Source organism: Pseudomonas sp. P4_C4 (assembly GCF_056402055.1).
Genome location: NZ_JBFUID010000005.1, coordinates 155,122 through 171,019 on the forward strand (window position 1 = coordinate 155,122; position 15,898 = coordinate 171,019).

Here is a 15,898-nt window from a genome sequence, read left to right on the forward strand (position 1 = left end):
TTATACGGCCATCAGGTCTTTTTCTTTCTCTGCCAGCTTCGCGTCGATTTCGGCCACGAACTTCTTGGTCAGATCGTCAATCTCGCCAGTGGCGCGACGCTCTTCGTCTTCGCTGATTTCTTTTTCCTTGACCAGATCTTTCAGCGAACTGTTGGCATCACGACGGATGTTACGCACCGCTACACGGGCATCCTCAGCAACGTCGCGAGCCTGCTTGGTGAAGCCACGACGGGTTTCTTCAGTCAGCGCCGGCATGCTGATCAGCAGCAACTCGCCAAGGTTGGTCGGGTTCAGGTTCAGACCAGCACTGCCGATCGCCTTGTCGACAGCACCCAGCATGTTGCGCTCGAAGGCGACGACTTGCAGGGTACGGGCGTCCTTGACGGAGATGTTGGCCACTTGCTTGATCGGGGTGTCGGCGCCGTAGTACGGCACCATCACGCCTTCCAGGATGCTCGGGTGCGCCTGGCCGGTACGAATACGACCGAAGTTGTGCGCCAGCGATTCCACGGACTTCTGCATGCGCTCTTTAGCGTCTTTCTTGATTTCGTTGATCATTGTTCGCCTTCCTCGATCAGGGTTCCTTCAGCGCCGCCATGCACGATGTTCAGCAGGGCGCCGGGCTTGTTCATGTTAAATACGCGTAGCGGCATCTTGTGGTCGCGGCACAGGCAAATGGCCGTCAGATCCATCACACCCAGCTTGCGATCCAGTACTTCATCGTAGGTCAGATGATCGAACTTCTCGGCATGCGGGTCTTTGAACGGGTCAGCGGTGTAGACGCCATCGACCTTGGTCGCCTTGAGCACGACATCGGCATCGATTTCGATTGCACGCAGGCAGGCAGCCGAATCCGTCGTAAAGAACGGGTTACCCGTACCGGCCGCGAAAATCACCACGTCCTTGGAGTTCAAGTGGCGCATGGCCTTGCGGCGATCGTAGTGATCGGTCACGCCTACCATGGAAATGGCCGACATCACGATGGCCGAGATATTGGCACGTTCCAGCGCGTCGCGCATTGCCAGGGCGTTCATCACAGTGGCCAGCATGCCCATGTGGTCGCCGGTAACCCGATCCATGCCCGCCGCGCTGAGCGCCGCGCCGCGGAACAGGTTGCCACCACCGATGACCAGACCGACCTGAACACCGATGCCGACCAGTTGGCCAACTTCCAATGCCATGCGATCCAGAACTTTCGGGTCGATCCCGAACTCTTCCGAGCCCATCAGGGCCTCGCCGCTAAGCTTGAGTAGAATGCGTTTATAGCGAGCCTGATAACCACTGCCCTGCTGAGCCATTGCGAATCTCTCCTGCGGCGTATTTTAAAAATTCTTTGCGAGCTGTTTACAGCTGGCGCTCAATCTAGCTTGGCGCTGCTTCAGCGCCATCGGAACATGGCTTTGTAAGCCAGTTCCAAAAGGAAACCAAATAAAAATTGGTGCCCCATCTGAAAAGAGGCTGCGCGCGTAAGCGGGCAGCCTCTTCTGGGCGACAGTTAAAAAACCGTCTTATTGCTTGGCGGCAGCCAGCTGGGCAGCAACTTCTTCTGCGAAGTTGTCCACTGGCTTCTCGATGCCTTCGCCTACCTTGAAGTAAGTGAAGGAAACGATTTCAGCGCCGGCTTTCTTGGCCAGGGCACCCACGGTGACTTCCGGGTTCATGACGAAAGCTTGCTCGACCAGGCTGGCTTCAGCCAGGAACTTGGTGATACGACCAGCAATCATCTTCTCGACGATTTCAGCTGGCTTGCCTTTCATCTTGTCTTCGTTCAGGGTCAGGAAAACGCCCTTCTCGCGCTCGATGGCCTCTGGCGAAACCTGCGATGGCAGCAGGAACTCAGGGTTGCTTGCCGCCACGTGCATGGCGATCTCTTTGGCCAGCTGAACATCGCCGCCCTTGAGAACAACAGCAACACCGATCTTGTTACCGTGCAGGTAGGTGCCGACTACGTCACCCTCTACGCGTACCAGGCGACGAATGTTGACGTTTTCGCCAACTTTGGCCACCAGGGCTTCACGGGCCGATTCCTGAGCGGCGATCAGCGGAGCTGCGTCGGTCAGTTTTTCGTCGAAGGCTTTTTCTACGCTGGCAGCAACGAAGTTCTTGAAGTCGTCTTGCAGGGCCAGGAAGTCGGTCTGCGAGTTCACTTCCAGCAGCACGGCTACCTTGTCGTCAGCCTTGATGGCGATAGCGCCTTCAGCGGCAACGTTGCCGGCTTTCTTGGCAGCCTTGATGGCGCCCGAAGCACGCATGTCATCAATGGCTTTCTCGATGTCGCCGCCAGCCTTGGTCAAGGCCTTTTTGCAATCCATCATGCCTTCGCCGGTACGCTCGCGCAGTTCTTTGACCAACGCTGCAGTAATCTCTGCCATTTCAAAATCCTCTTGGATAGGTTTTCAACCATTCCACCCGATCGAACGGGCGATCAATTCTTCCCGAACCACCCTTGTTAGCTGCCGCACGTTACAGATAGAGCAGTGGGCGCCGACAAATGGTTTTCGAGGTGGCAAAAAGGGGGCCAAGCCCCCTTTTTGCTTACTGAGTCAACGCCAAGGCGTCAATTACTCAGCTGCAGCCTGAGTTTCTTCAGCTGCGAACTCAACGGTGCCGCCGGCAACATTGTTGCGACCGCGGATGACAGCGTCAGCCATCGAACCCATGTACAGCTGGATAGCGCGGATTGCGTCATCGTTGCCTGGGATGATGTAGTCAACGCCTTCCGGGCTGCTGTTGGTATCGACTACGCCGATAACCGGGATGCCCAGTTTGTTGGCTTCGGTGATCGCGATGCGCTCGTGATCAACGTCGATAACGAACAGAGCGTCTGGCAGACCGCCCATGTCCTTGATACCACCCAGGGAACGATCCAGCTTTTCCAGGTCACGGGAGCGCATCAGCGCTTCTTTCTTGGTCAGCTTGGCGAAAGTACCGTCTTCGGCTTGAACTTCAAGGTCACGCAGACGCTTGATGGAAGCACGGATGGTTTTGAAGTTGGTCAGCATGCCGCCCAACCAGCGGTGATCGACGTACGGCGAACCGCAACGTGCCGCTTCTTCAGCAACGATCTTGCCAGCGGAACGCTTGGTGCCGACGAACAGAATCTTGTTTTTGCCCTGGGCCAGACGCTCTACGAAAGTCAGAGCTTCGTTGAACATTGGCAGGGTTTTTTCAAGGTTGATGATGTGGATCTTGTTACGCGCGCCGAAAATGTACTTGCCCATTTTCGGGTTCCAGTAACGGGTCTGGTGACCGAAGTGCACACCGGCCTTCAGCATATCGCGCATGTTGACTTGGGACATGATAGTTCCTTAATAAGTCGGGTTTGGCCTCCACGTATCCCAATGACCAACCAGCAGCATCAGCTGAAGGCACCCAGGTCATCGTGTCGACACGTGTGTGGATTTAGGCTTTTCGGGACATCCCCGGAAAGCGGCGCATTTTATATCACAAGGCAGGGCAAAACGGAACCCGGATTCTGAAATCCTGGCGGACGCTTTGCTCCATCCCTTGGAATCCGCCAAGAATGCACCATTCTATAGAGAGAAGCGATGCACACAGGCGCAGATTTGCGCTGATCGTCTGGTAGAATCGCATTTTTCAGGGCTGCGAAGATCAATCGCGCAACGCCCTTTCCGTTTAGAAAGCGCCGCCTGGCGCAGAGAGAGCCTGTATGACCGTCACCCTCAAAACCCCCGAGGATATCGCCAAAATGCGTATCGCCGGCAAACTGGCCGCCGATGTGCTGGAAATGATTGCCGAACATGTCAAGCCGGGTGTTACCACCGATCAGTTGAACCAGATCTGCCACGACTACATCGTCAATGAGCAGAAAGCCATCCCTGCCCCGCTCAACTACAAGGGCTATCCGAAGTCGATCTGCACGTCGATCAACCACGTTGTCTGCCACGGCATCCCGAACGACAAGCCGCTGAAAGATGGCGACACCCTGAACATCGACGTCACCGTCATCAAGGACGGTTACCACGGCGACACCAGCCGCATGTTCCACGTCGGCACCGTGCCGGTCTGGGCCGAGCGCCTGTCCCAGGTCACCCAGGAATGCATGTACAAGGCGATTGAAATCGTCAAACCCGGCTGCCGCCTGGGCGACATCGGCGAAATCATCCAGAAGCACGCTGAAAAGAACGGTTTCTCGGTGGTTCGCGAATTCTGCGGCCACGGTATCGGCAAGGTGTTCCACGAAGAACCGCAGATCCTGCATTACGGCCGCGCTGGCACCGGCATGGAACTCAAGGCCGGCATGACCTTCACCATCGAGCCGATGATCAACCAGGGCCGTGCCGACACCAAGGTACTGGGCGACGGCTGGACCGCGATCACCAAGGACCGCAAGCTCTCGGCACAGTGGGAACATACCCTCCTGGTGACCGAAACCGGTTACGAGATCTTCACCCTGCGCAGCGATGACACCATCCCTCGCGTTTCGGCCTGATCCCGCCACCGAACCTCGCCTATAGAAAGGAAAGCCAATCGATGCCGCAGGTGGATCCCGAACTCTTCGACCGTGGCCAGTTCCAGGCGGAACTGGCCCTGAAGGCAAGCCCGATCGCGGCTTTCAAGAAGGCGATCCGCCAGGCCCGCGAAGTGCTCGACACGCGCTTTCGCGATGGCCGGGACATTCGCCGGCTGATCGAGGATCGCGCCTGGTTCGTCGATAACATCCTGCAAAAGGCCTGGGAGCAGTTCAGCTGGAGCGAGGACGCCGACATCGCGCTGGTCGCGGTCGGCGGCTACGGCCGTGGTGAATTGCACCCTTACTCCGATATCGATTTGCTGATCCTGCTGGACAGCGCCGACCACGAAGTTTTCCGCGATTCCATCGAGCGTTTTCTGACGCTGCTGTGGGACATCGGCCTGGAGGTCGGTCAGAGCGTTCGCTCGGTCGACGAATGCGCCGTCGAGGCCCGCGCCGACCTGACGGTCGTCACCAACCTGATGGAAAGCCGCACCATCGCCGGCCCCGAGCATCTGCGCCAGCGCATGCTGGACGTCACCAGCACCGGGCACATGTGGCCGAGCAAGGACTTCTTCCTGGCCAAGCGTGCCGAACAAAAGGCCCGCCACCACAAGTACAACGACACCGAATACAACCTGGAACCCAACGTCAAAGGCTCACCCGGCGGCCTGCGGGATATCCAGACGATTCTGTGGGTGGCCCGTCGCGAGTACGGCACCCTGAACCTGCGGGCACTGGCTGGCGAAGGATTCCTGGTCGAGAGTGAAAACGCCCTGCTCGCCTCCTCCCAGGAGTTCCTGTGGAAGGTTCGCTATGCCCTGCACATGCTCGCCGGCCGTTCCGAAGACCGCCTGCTGTTCGATCACCAGCGCACCATTGCCGGGCTGCTGGGCTTCAAAGGCGACGACGCCAAGCAAGCCATCGAAAACTTCATGCAGCAGTATTACCGGGTGGTCATGAGCATCGCCCAGCTCAGCGACCTGATCATCCAGCACTTCGAGGAAGTCATCCTCGCACCGGAAGACGAAGCCCCACCGCAGCCGATCAACTCGCGCTTCCAGTTGCATGACGGTTATATCGAGGCACGCAATAACAACGTCTTCCGCCGCACGCCGTTCGCGATGCTCGAAATCTTCGTGCTGATGGCCCAGCAGCCGGAAATCAAGGGCGTGCGCGCCGATACCATTCGTCTGCTGCGGGAACACCGCCACCTGATCGACGACGACTTCCGCAATGATATTCGCAACACCAGCCTGTTTATCGAATTGTTCAAATGCAAGATCGGTATCCACCGCAACCTGCGGCGGATGAACCGGTACGGCATCCTGGGGCGCTATCTGCCCGAATTCGGTTTTATCGTCGGGCAGATGCAGCATGACCTGTTCCACATCTATACGGTCGACGCGCACACCCTGAACCTGATCAAACACCTGCGTAAGTTGCAGTACACCCAGGTGTCGGAAAAATTCCCGCTGGCCAGCAAGCTCATGGGCAAGCTGCCCAAACCCGAGCTGATTTACATGGCCGGCCTGTACCATGACATAGGCAAAGGCCGGCATGGCGACCACTCGGACATCGGCGCGGTCGATGCCGAGGCGTTTTGCCAGCGCCATCAGCTGCCAGTGTGGGACAGCCGCCTGATCGTGTGGCTGGTGCAAAACCACCTGGTGATGTCGACCACCGCCCAGCGCAAAGATTTGTCCGACCCGCAGGTGATCCACGATTTCGCCCAGATCGTCGGCGACGAAACCCGCCTCGACTACCTCTATGTGCTGACCGTCTCCGACATCAACGCGACCAACCCGACCCTGTGGAATTCCTGGCGCGCCAGCCTGCTGCGCCAGCTCTACACCGAGACCAAGCGCGCCCTGCGTCGCGGCCTGGAAAACCCGGTGGATCGCGAAGAGCAGATCCGCCAGACCCAGAGCGCCGCTCTGGATATCCTGGTGCGCGGCGGCACCGACCCGGACGATGTCGAGCAACTGTGGGCGCAGTTGGGCGATGACTATTTCCTGCGTCACACCGCCGGCGACGTCGCCTGGCACAGCGACGCGATCCTCCAGCAACCGGCCGACGGCGGGCCACTGGTACTGATCAAGGAAACCACCCAGCGCGAGTTCGAAGGCGGTACGCAGATCTTCATCTATGCCCCGGACCAGCACGACTTCTTTGCCGTGACCGTGGCGGCGATGGACCAGCTCAACCTTAACATTCACGACGCCCGGGTCATCACCTCCAGCAGCCAGTTCACCCTCGACACCTATATCGTGCTCGACACCGACGGCGACTCGATTGGCGACAATCCGGCGCGGGTTAAACAGATCCGCGAGGGCCTGACCGAAGCCCTGCGCAACCCGGACGACTACCCGACCATCATCCAGCGCCGGGTGCCGCGCCAGCTCAAGCATTTCGCCTTTGCACCGCAGGTGACGATCCACAACGACGCCCAGCGCCCAGTGACGGTGCTGGAACTCACGGCGCCCGACCGCCCGGGCCTGCTGGCGCGGATTGGCACGATCTTCCTGGAGTTCGATCTGTCGCTGCAGAACGCCAAGATCGCCACCCTCGGCGAGCGCGTGGAAGACGTGTTCTTCATCACCGACGCCAACAATCAGCCGTTGTCCGACCCGCTGCTGTGCAGCCGCCTGCAGGATGCGATCGTCGAACAACTGAGCGTCAACCAGGAACCTGATATCAAACTGTCGCGAATCAGCATCTGAACCAACAACGCGAGCCTGCCCTTTGTAGGAGCTGGCTTGCCAGCGATGGACTAAAGAGCGCCGCGCTTACCCAGTAAGCACGCGTTATCGTTGACGACCTTCGCTGGCAAGCCAGCTCCTACAGGAAACAGGGCTTGCCCGTTCCCACACCGAACGAGATACATTGATGAACAACGCCCTGTCCCAGCTCCAGCCCTACCCGTTCGAGAAACTCCGCGCCCTGCTTGGCAGCGTGACGCCGAACCCGGACAAGCGTCCGATCGCGCTGTCCATCGGCGAGCCGAAACACCGTTCGCCAAGCTTTGTCGCCGAGGCCCTGGCCAGCAATCTGGAAAAAATGGCTGTGTACCCGACCACACTCGGTATCCCGGAGCTGCGTGAAGCCATTGCGGCATGGTGCGAGCGTCGCTTCGACGTCCCCAAGGGCTGGATCGACCCCGCTCGCAACGTGTTGCCGGTCAACGGCACTCGCGAAGCGCTGTTCGCCTTCACCCAGACCGTGGTCAACCGTGGCGATGACGCGCTGGTGGTCAGCCCGAACCCGTTCTATCAGATCTACGAAGGCGCGGCGTTCCTCGCCGGGGCCAAGCCGCATTACCTGCCGTGCCTGGACGAAAACGGCTTCAACCCGGATTTCGACGCCGTGTCGCCAGAGATCTGGAAACGCTGCCAAATCCTGTTCCTGTGCTCGCCAGGCAACCCGACCGGTGCTTTGATTCCGGTGCAAACCCTGAAAAAGCTGATCGCCCTGGCCGACGAATATGACTTCGTGATTGCCGCCGATGAGTGCTACAGCGAGCTGTACTTCGACGAACAAACCCCGCCGCCTGGCCTGCTCAGCGCTTGCGCAGAACTGGGTCGCAAGGACTTCAAGCGTTGCGTGGTGTTCCACAGCCTGTCCAAGCGTTCGAACCTGCCGGGACTGCGTTCAGGCTTTGTTGCCGGTGACGCCGACATCCTCAAGGGCTTCCTGCTCTATCGCACCTACCACGGCTGCGCGATGCCGGTTCAAACACAACTGGCCAGTGTTGCCGCGTGGAATGACGAGGTGCATGTGCGCGCCAACCGTGCGCTGTATCGCGAGAAATTCGATGCGGTTCTGGAAATCCTCAGCCCGGTCATGGACGTACAGCGCCCGGATGGCAGCTTCTACCTGTGGCCGAATGTAGCCGGTGACGACGCCGCCTTCTGCCGCGACCTGTTCGAGCAGGAACACGTGACCGTGGTGCCGGGTTCTTACCTGTCGCGGGATGTGGATGGCGTCAACCCGGGTGCCGGGCGTGTGCGCATGGCACTGGTGGCGCCGCTTGCCGAGTGTGTCGAAGCTGCCGAGCGGATTCGCGCGTTCATCCAGCGCCGCAAATAACCGCGCCGCCGCTCAGGGCCAGGTGTTGTTTCACCTGGCCGAGTTTGGCCTCACTCAAATCCAGTTCCCCCAACACCTCACGCAACACGTCATCGCCAATCTGGTGATGACGACTGAGGCTGTACAATTCCAGGCGCTGCGCCCGCAACGCCTTCAAACGCAGGCGCCGCGCACTTCATTACGCCGTTTGTCGTCCGGACTGGCTTCAGCGCCACGCAACACAGGTTTTGTGCCACAGCCGCCGCGAAACCGTTCGGCCATGGCATAATCCGTCACCTTTCAAATCCAGCACCTGTAAAGGGGGCGATTCCTTGGCCGTTTCAAGCAAAACGTTGCACCTTTTCGGCATCAAAGCCTGTGACACCATGAAAAAGGCGCGCACCTGGCTCGATGAACACGCTGTCAGCTATGACTTTCATGATTACAAAGCGGTCGGTATCGACCGTGAACACCTGACCCAATGGTGCAACGAGCACGGCTGGGAAGTGGTGTTGAACCGTGCAGGCACGACCTTTCGCAAGCTCGACGACGAACGCAAAGCCGATCTCGACCAGACGAAAGCCATCGAACTGATGCTCGCACAGCCCTCGATGATCAAGCGCCCGGTGCTCGATCTCGGTGACCGAACCCTGATTGGCTTCAAGCCAGACATCTACGCGGCCGCGCTCAAGTAAGCAGCCCGTTCAATTTTGTTAGAGGTATACACATGTCCACTACCCTGTTCAGCCTGGCCTTCGGCGTCGGCACTCAAAACCGTCAAGGCGCATGGCTGGAAGTGTTCTACGCCGCCCCGGTACTCAAGCCATCGGCTGAAGTCCTCGCCGCCATCACACCGATCCTGGGTTACACCGAAGGCAATCAGGCCATTGCGTTCAGCACCGCCCAGGCCTCGCAACTGGCTGAAGCACTGAAAAGCGTCGATGCTGCCCAGGCCGCCCTGCTGACCCGCCTGGCCGAGAGTCACAAGCCGCTGGTTGCCACCTTGCTGGCTGAAGACGCCCAGCTGTCGTCCACCCCGGAGGCCTACCTCAAGCTGCACCTGCTGAGCCATCGCCTGGTCAAGCCACACGGCCTGAACCTGGCCGGCATCTTCCCGCTGCTGCCGAACGTGGCCTGGACCAGCCAGGGCGCGGTCGATCTGAGCGAACTGGCTGAACTGCAACTCGAAGCCCGCCTGCGCGGCGAGCTGCTGGAAGTATTCTCGGTGGACAAGTTCCCGAAAATGACCGACTACGTGGTTCCGGCCGGCGTGCGTATCGCCGACGCTGCGCGTCTGCGCCTGGGTGCCTACGTTGGCGAAGGCACCACCGTGATGCACGAAGGCTTCATCAACTTCAACGCCGGCACCGAAGGCCCGGGCATGATCGAAGGCCGCGTTTCCGCTGGCGTATTCGTCGGCAAGGGTTCGGACCTGGGCGGCGGCTGCTCGACCATGGGCACCCTGTCGGGCGGCGGCAACATCGTGATCAAGGTCGGCGAAGGCTGCCTGATCGGCGCCAACGCCGGTATCGGTATCCCGTTGGGCGACCGCAATACCGTCGAGTCGGGCCTGTACGTGACCGCCGGCACCAAAGTCGCGCTGCTGGACGAAAACAATCAACTGGTCAAAGTGGTCAAGGCCCGTGAACTGGCCGGCCAGACCGACCTGCTGTTCCGTCGCAATTCGGAAACCGGTGCCGTGGAATGCAAAACCCACAAATCGGCCATCGAACTGAACGAAGCGCTGCACGCTCACAACTAAGCAGCACACGTCCACCTGTAGGAGCGAGCCTGCTCGCGAAAAACGTAAGGGCAACGCGGTTATTCAGACAATGCGCGTTATCGTTCACGTCCATCGCGAGCAGGCTCGCTCCTACAGGGGTCTGGCGTACGCCCGCCCATGTTCACCAGGGCCGAACAACATGATGATTCTCTCTCCCTGGCGTGCCGATTTTCCGGCCATCGCCGCCCTGCAACGGCAAGGCCAGACCTATCTGGACAACGCCGCCACCACGCAAAAACCTCAAGCCCTGCTGGATGCCCTGGCGCATTACTACGCCAACGGCGCGGCCAACGTGCATCGGGCGCAGCATTTGCCCGGCGCCCACGCCACCCAGGCTTTCGAAGACAGCCGCCGCAAAGCCGCGCAATGGCTCAATACTGGCGATTGCGGTCAGATCATCTTTACCCACGGCTCGACGTCCGCGCTGAATCTCCTGGCCTACGGCCTGGAACATCTTTTCAATCCGGGCGACGAGATTGTCATCAGCGCCCTGGAGCATCACGCCAACCTGCTGCCGTGGCAGCAACTGGCGCACCGTCGCGACCTGAAACTGGTGATCCTGCCGCTGGATGCCGACGGCGTGATCGACCTTGAAGCCGCGACCGGCTTGATCGGCTCGCGCACACGTCTGCTGGCCGTCAGTCAACTGTCCAACGTGATTGGCGCGTGGCAGCCACTGCCTCAATTGCTGGCACTGGCCAAGGCGCACAACGCCCTGACCGTGATCGACGGTGCCCAAGGCGTGGTCCATGGCCGCCACGACGTGCAAGCGCTGGGCTGCGATTTTTATGTGTTCTCCAGCCACAAGCTCTACGGCCCCGATGGCCTGGGCGTGTTGTTCGGGCGCAATACAGCGTTGCAACAGCTGCGTCCCTGGCAGTTCGGCGGCGAAATGGTGCTGGATGCCAATTATCACGACGCACGCTTTCGCCCGGCACCGCTGGGTTTCGAGGCCGGGACGCCGCCGATTGCCAGTGTGATCGGCCTGGGAGCAACCCTGGATTACCTCGCAGGGCTTGATCAGGACGCCGTATCCGTCCATGAAGCGGCGCTGCATGCCTGTCTGCTCAAGGGCCTTGAAGCGCGCAACGGCATTCGCCTGCTGGGCAAGCCGCAAGTGGCACTGGCCAGTTTTACCGTCGAGGGCGTACATAATTCCGATCTCGCGCATTTGCTGACCGAACAAGGGATCGCAGTGCGTGCCGGCCATCACTGCGCCATGCCGCTGCTTAAACGCTTTGAACTGGCCGGGGCGATTCGGGTGTCGTTGGCGCTGTACAACGATTCCGAAGACCTGGAGCGGTTCTTTGAAGCCTTGGATCAGGCGCTGGAGCTATTGCGATGAACCTGCCTGCCGATGCCGTGACGGCACTCGAAACCTTTCAGAAAGCGGCCGGCTGGGAACAACGCGCGCGCCTGCTGATGCAATGGGGCGAGCGTCTGCCGGCCTTGAGTGATGCGCAGATGTGTGATGCCAACCGGGTGCACGGCTGTGAAAGCCAGGTGTGGCTGGTGGGCGAATTGCGCGATGGTCATTGGCTGTTCTGCGCCAACAGCGATGCGCGGCTGATTCGCGGGTTGGTGGCGTTGCTGCTGGCGCGGGTCAACGGGTTGTCGGCGGCTGAGTTGCAGCAGGTGGATTTGCCGGACTGGTTCAATCAGTTGGGGTTGGGGCGGCAGTTGTCCGAATCGCGCAGTAATGGCTTGAATGCGGTGCTTCAGCGGATGCGGGAGTTAGCTCAATAAAGGGGCTGCTTCGCAGCCCATCGCGAGCAAGCTCGCTCCTACAGGATCACCGAAATCCCTGTGGGAGCGAGCTTGCTCGCGATGGGGTCATCAGCCTTACAGATCAGGCCTGCGGCTTGACCCGCTCCGCCGGCCGCCGCACACCCGCCACGATCTTGTCCACAGCCTTGGTCGCCGCAACCATGCCGAACGTCGCCGTCACCATCATCACCGCGCCAAACCCGCCGGCGCAGTCGAGCTTCACGCCATCACCGACAAAACTTTTCTGCAGGCAAATGCTGCCATCCGGTTTCGGGTAACGCAGTTGTTCGGTGGAAAACACGCACGGCACGCTGTAATGGCGGGTCACGGTGCGTGAGAAGCCGTAGTCGCGGCGCAGTGTCGAGCGCACTTTCGAGGCCAACGGATCATTGAACGTGCGGTTCAGGTCACAGACCTGGATCAACGTCGGGTCAATCTGTCCGCCCGCGCCGCCGGTGGTGATGATCTGGATCTTGCGCCGCTTGCACCAGGCGATCAGCGCAGCCTTGGCGTTGACGCTGTCGATGCAGTCGATCACGCAATCGATGTTCGGTGTGATGTACTCGGCCATGGTGTCGCGGGTGACGAAGTCAGGCACCGCGTGCACCGTGCAGTCCGGATTGATCCCGCGCAGACGCTCGGCCATCACCTCGACCTTGGGCTTGCCGACGGTACTGTCCAGCGCATGCAGCTGACGGTTGGCATTGCTGACGCAGACGTCGTCCAGGTCGAACAGCGAAATCTCGCCGACCCCACAGCGGGCCATGGCTTCCGCCGCCCAGGAACCGACACCACCGACGCCAACGATCGCCACATGGGCCGCGCGCAGGCGCTCAAGGCCTTCGATGCCATACAAACGGGCGATGCCTGCAAACCGCGGATCTTCTGTACTCATGACCATTACCCCAAAAACCGGCGGGCATTATATGGCGATATGAAGACAAAATCAGTTACAGGAAAAAGCGAAAGAACTTTAGCGAAACCAGATTGCCCAATGTCTGGCAATTCCCTGTCCGCTGTACGACAAGAGAATGCCCGGTGTAGGATGCGCGCCCCTTGGCGACCGCCAACCGTTCCTTCGTTCCACAGTCTTTGGAACCCGAAATAGCTATGTCATCGCGTAAATTTGGACTCAATCTGGTCGTGGTGCTCGCCATCGCAGCCTTGTTTACCGGCTTCTGGGCGCTGATCAACCGCCCGGTCACCGCCCCCAACTGGCCTGAACAGATCTCCGGCTTCTCGTACTCGCCATTCCAGCAGGGCCAGTTCCCACAGAAAGACCAGTACCCGACCGACGATCAAATGCGTCGCGACCTGGAGATCATGAGCAAGCTGACGGACAACATCCGCACCTACTCGGTCGATGGCACCCTGCAAGACATCCCGAAACTGGCGGAAGAGTTCGGCTTGCGAGTGACCCTGGGGATCTGGATCAGCCCGGACCAGGAGCGCAACGAACGGGAAATTACCCGCGCCATTGAAATCGCCAACTCCTCGCGTAGCGTGGTTCGTGTGGTGGTGGGCAACGAAGCGATCTTCCGCAAGGAAATTACCGCCCAGGAACTCAGCGTCATGCTCGATCGCGTGCGTGCCGCCGTGAAGGTGCCGGTAACCACGTCCGAGCAGTGGCACGTGTGGGAAGAACACCCGGAACTGGCCAAGCACGTCGACCTGATCGCCGCGCACATCCTGCCTTACTGGGAATTCATCCCGATGGACAAGGCTGGGCAGTTCGTCCTCGACCGCGCCCGCGACCTGAAAAAGATGTTCCCGAAAAAGCCACTGCTGCTGTCCGAAGTGGGCTGGCCGAGCAACGGCCGCATGCGCGGTGGCGCCGATGCCTCCCCGGCGGACCAGGCGATCTACCTGCGAACCCTGGTCAACAAACTCAACCGTCAGGGCTTCAACTACTTCGTGATCGAAGCGTTTGACCAGCCGTGGAAGGCCAGTGACGAAGGTTCCGTCGGCGCCTACTGGGGCGTGTTCAACGCCGCGCGCCAGCAGAAGTTCAACTTCGAAGGCCCGGTGGTGGCGATTCCGCAGTGGCGTGTACTGGCCATCGGTTCGGTGGTGCTGGCGCTGTTGTCGCTGACCCTGCTGATGATCGACGGCTCGGCCCTGCGCCAGCGTGGCCGTACCTTCCTGACCTTCATTGCGTTCCTGTGCGGTTCGGTGCTGGTGTGGATCGGTTACGACTACAGCCAGCAATACAGCACCTGGTTCAGCCTGACCGTTGGCTTCTTGCTTGCCCTAGGTGCGCTCGGTGTGTTTATCGTGTTGCTGACCGAAGCCCATGAACTGGCCGAAGCGGTGTGGGTGCACAAGCGCCGGCGTGAGTTCCTGCCGGTGGAAGGCGATTCCAGCTACCGCCCGAAAGTGTCGATTCACGTGCCCTGCTACAACGAGCCGCCGGAGATGGTCAAACAGACCCTCAACGCCCTGGCCAACCTCGACTATCCGGACTTCGAAGTCCTGATCATCGACAACAACACCAAGGACCCGGCGGTCTGGGAACCGGTGCGCGATTATTGCGAAACCCTCGGCCCGCGCTTCAAGTTCTTCCACGTGGCACCGCTGGCCGGCTTCAAGGGCGGCGCGTTGAACTACCTGATTCCGCACACTGCCAAGGATGCCGAAGTCATTGCCGTGATCGACTCGGACTACTGCGTCGACCGCAACTGGCTCAAGCACATGGTGCCGCACTTCGCCGACCCGAAAATCGCCGTGGTGCAGTCGCCGCAGGATTACCGCGACCAGAACGAAAGCACCTTCAAGAAGCTCTGCTACGCGGAATACAAAGGCTTCTTCCACATCGGCATGGTCACCCGCAACGACCGTGACGCGATCATCCAGCACGGCACCATGACCATGACCCGTCGCTCGGTGCTCGAAGAGCTGGGCTGGGCCGACTGGTGCATCTGTGAAGATGCCGAACTGGGCCTGCGGGTATTCGAAAAAGGCCTGTCGGCGGCGTACTACCACACCAGCTATGGCAAGGGCCTGATGCCCGATACCTTTATCGACTTCAAGAAACAGCGTTTCCGCTGGGCTTACGGAGCGATCCAGATCATCAAGCGTCATACCGCCAGCCTGCTGCGCGGCAAAGACACCGAGCTGACCCGTGGCCAGCGTTACCACTTCCTCGCGGGCTGGTTGCCGTGGGTGGCGGACGGCATGAACATCTTCTTCACCGTCGGCGCGCTGTTGTGGTCGGCGGCAATGATCATCGTGCCGCAACGGGTCGATCCACCGCTGCTGATTTTCGCGATCCCGCCGTTGGCGCTGTTCGTGTTCAAGGTCGCCAAGATCATCTTCCTCTACCGTCGTGCGGTTGGGGTGAATCTGAAGGATGCGTTCTGCGCGGCGCTGGCCGGCCTGGCGTTGTCCCACACCATCGCCAAAGCGGTGCTGTACGGCTTCTTCACCAGCAGCATTCCGTTCTTCCGTACGCCGAAGAATGCCGACAACCACGGCTTCTGGGTGGCGATTTCGGAAGCTCGGGAAGAAATGTTCATCATGCTGCTGTTGTGGGGCGCGGCCCTGGGGATCTACCTGGTGAACGGCATGCCGAGCAACGACATGCGCTTCTGGATCACCATGTTGCTGGTGCAGTCGCTGCCGTACGTCGCAGCGCTGATCATGGCGTTCCTGTCGTCGCTGCCCAAACCGGTGGTTGAGCCAGAACCTGCAACAGCGTAATCCGTTATTAGATAACGTCAAACGGCGGCCTTCGGGTCGCCGTTTTGCTTTAGAATGATCGCCCTTTTCAATGCCAACACACTCGGTAGGAGCTGCCGAAGGCTGCG

General features: G+C 59.9%; 13 protein-coding genes and 1 pseudogene. 8 read left to right on the top strand and 6 right to left on the bottom strand.

The genetic code is table 11. The features are described 5' to 3' along the window. From frr to rpsB, 4 genes are all read right to left on the bottom strand, one after another. A complete protein-coding gene (gene frr, locus AC1DXW_RS05335; RefSeq protein WP_477755109.1) occupies positions 1–558 on the bottom strand; it encodes a ribosome recycling factor in 558 nt (185 codons plus the stop codon). Next, a complete protein-coding gene (gene pyrH / locus AC1DXW_RS05340) occupies positions 555–1,298 on the bottom strand; it encodes a UMP kinase (RefSeq protein ID WP_108216656.1) in 744 nt (247 codons plus the stop codon). Before pyrH ends, frr begins: the two co-directional genes overlap by 4 nt. A gap of 210 nt (positions 1,299–1,508) precedes the next feature. Continuing rightward, a complete protein-coding gene (gene tsf, locus AC1DXW_RS05345) occupies positions 1,509–2,372 on the bottom strand; it encodes a translation elongation factor Ts (protein WP_477755108.1) in 864 nt (287 codons plus the stop codon). Positions 2,373–2,561: 189 nt separating this feature from the next. Further along, complete coding sequence (gene rpsB / locus AC1DXW_RS05350; protein WP_003222119.1) at positions 2,562–3,299, bottom strand: 30S ribosomal protein S2; 738 nt, start codon at positions 3,297–3,299, stop codon at positions 2,562–2,564. A 371-nt stretch (positions 3,300–3,670) separates the two neighbouring features. Between rpsB and map the strand changes: the two genes are divergently transcribed. The 3 genes from map to dapC all read left to right on the top strand — a co-directional run bounded on the left by map (position 3,671) and on the right by dapC (position 8,563). Further along, the gene (gene map / locus AC1DXW_RS05355) at positions 3,671–4,453 is read left to right on the top strand and encodes a type I methionyl aminopeptidase (RefSeq protein ID WP_015093761.1); all 783 of its coding nucleotides are present in this window, start codon (positions 3,671–3,673) and stop codon (positions 4,451–4,453) included. A gap of 41 nt (positions 4,454–4,494) precedes the next feature. After that, complete coding sequence (locus AC1DXW_RS05360; RefSeq protein WP_477755107.1) at positions 4,495–7,197, top strand: [protein-PII] uridylyltransferase; 2,703 nt, start codon at positions 4,495–4,497, stop codon at positions 7,195–7,197. A gap of 166 nt (positions 7,198–7,363) precedes the next feature. Continuing rightward, positions 7,364–8,563, top strand: coding sequence for a succinyldiaminopimelate transaminase (dapC, locus tag AC1DXW_RS05365; protein ID WP_477755106.1), 1,200 nt, complete (start codon positions 7,364–7,366; stop codon positions 8,561–8,563). On the opposite strand, the pseudogene AC1DXW_RS05370 reads toward dapC, so the two are convergent. Further along, a pseudogene (locus AC1DXW_RS05370) lies at positions 8,544–8,732 on the bottom strand (hypothetical protein); the annotation flags it as partial. The gene dapC and the pseudogene AC1DXW_RS05370 overlap by 20 nt on opposite strands. A 142-nt stretch (positions 8,733–8,874) precedes the next feature. Between AC1DXW_RS05370 and AC1DXW_RS05375 the strand changes: the two are divergent. From AC1DXW_RS05375 to AC1DXW_RS05390, 4 genes are all read left to right on the top strand, one after another. Next, positions 8,875–9,237, top strand: a complete 363-nt coding sequence (locus AC1DXW_RS05375) for an ArsC family reductase (RefSeq protein ID WP_477755105.1) — start codon at positions 8,875–8,877, stop codon at positions 9,235–9,237. A gap of 32 nt (positions 9,238–9,269) precedes the next feature. Further along, positions 9,270–10,304 carry a 2,3,4,5-tetrahydropyridine-2,6-dicarboxylate N-succinyltransferase gene (gene dapD, locus AC1DXW_RS05380; RefSeq protein WP_477755104.1) on the top strand — a complete coding sequence of 345 codons (1,035 nt, stop codon included), beginning with the start codon at positions 9,270–9,272 and terminating at the stop codon, positions 10,302–10,304. A gap of 160 nt (positions 10,305–10,464) precedes the next feature. Next, on the top strand, positions 10,465–11,670 hold the full coding sequence (locus AC1DXW_RS05385) for an aminotransferase class V-fold PLP-dependent enzyme (protein ID WP_477755103.1): 1,206 nt from the start codon (positions 10,465–10,467) through the stop codon (positions 11,668–11,670). After that, entirely contained in the window at positions 11,667–12,071 is a 405-nt protein-coding gene (locus AC1DXW_RS05390) for a SufE family protein (protein WP_477755102.1), read from the top strand. Before AC1DXW_RS05385 ends, AC1DXW_RS05390 begins: the two co-directional genes overlap by 4 nt. A 103-nt stretch (positions 12,072–12,174) precedes the next feature. Here AC1DXW_RS05390 and tcdA read toward each other — a convergent pair whose 3' ends face one another. Then, positions 12,175–12,987, bottom strand: coding sequence for a tRNA cyclic N6-threonylcarbamoyladenosine(37) synthase TcdA (gene tcdA / locus AC1DXW_RS05395; protein ID WP_414929169.1), 813 nt, complete (start codon positions 12,985–12,987; stop codon positions 12,175–12,177). Between the two features lie 215 nt (positions 12,988–13,202). On the opposite strand from tcdA, the gene AC1DXW_RS05400 reads away from it, so the two are divergent. Beyond that, positions 13,203–15,791 carry a glycosyltransferase gene (locus AC1DXW_RS05400; protein WP_477759820.1) on the top strand — a complete coding sequence of 863 codons (2,589 nt, stop codon included), beginning with the start codon at positions 13,203–13,205 and terminating at the stop codon, positions 15,789–15,791. Positions 15,792–15,898 lie beyond the last annotated feature (107 nt).

Excerpts from the sequence above, each read along its gene's own strand:
- frr (WP_477755109.1), bottom strand. The coding sequence starts at position 558 with ATGATCAACGAAATCAAGAAAGACGCTAAAGAGCGCATGCAGAAGTCC.
- tcdA (WP_414929169.1), bottom strand. The coding sequence starts at position 12,987 with ATGAGTACAGAAGATCCGCGGTTTGCAGGCATCGCCCGTTTGTATGGC.
- AC1DXW_RS05390 (WP_477755102.1), top strand. The coding sequence starts at position 11,667 with ATGAACCTGCCTGCCGATGCCGTGACGGCACTCGAAACCTTTCAGAAA.
- pyrH (WP_108216656.1), bottom strand. The coding sequence starts at position 1,298 with ATGGCTCAGCAGGGCAGTGGTTATCAGGCTCGCTATAAACGCATTCTA.
- tsf (WP_477755108.1), bottom strand. The coding sequence starts at position 2,372 with ATGGCAGAGATTACTGCAGCGTTGGTCAAAGAACTGCGCGAGCGTACC.
- dapD (WP_477755104.1), top strand. The coding sequence starts at position 9,270 with ATGTCCACTACCCTGTTCAGCCTGGCCTTCGGCGTCGGCACTCAAAAC.
- rpsB (WP_003222119.1), bottom strand. The coding sequence starts at position 3,299 with ATGTCCCAAGTCAACATGCGCGATATGCTGAAGGCCGGTGTGCACTTC.
- map (WP_015093761.1), top strand. The coding sequence starts at position 3,671 with ATGACCGTCACCCTCAAAACCCCCGAGGATATCGCCAAAATGCGTATC.
- AC1DXW_RS05360 (WP_477755107.1), top strand. The coding sequence starts at position 4,495 with ATGCCGCAGGTGGATCCCGAACTCTTCGACCGTGGCCAGTTCCAGGCG.
- AC1DXW_RS05385 (WP_477755103.1), top strand. The coding sequence starts at position 10,465 with ATGATGATTCTCTCTCCCTGGCGTGCCGATTTTCCGGCCATCGCCGCC.
- AC1DXW_RS05400 (WP_477759820.1), top strand. The coding sequence starts at position 13,203 with ATGTCATCGCGTAAATTTGGACTCAATCTGGTCGTGGTGCTCGCCATC.
- dapC (WP_477755106.1), top strand. The coding sequence starts at position 7,364 with ATGAACAACGCCCTGTCCCAGCTCCAGCCCTACCCGTTCGAGAAACTC.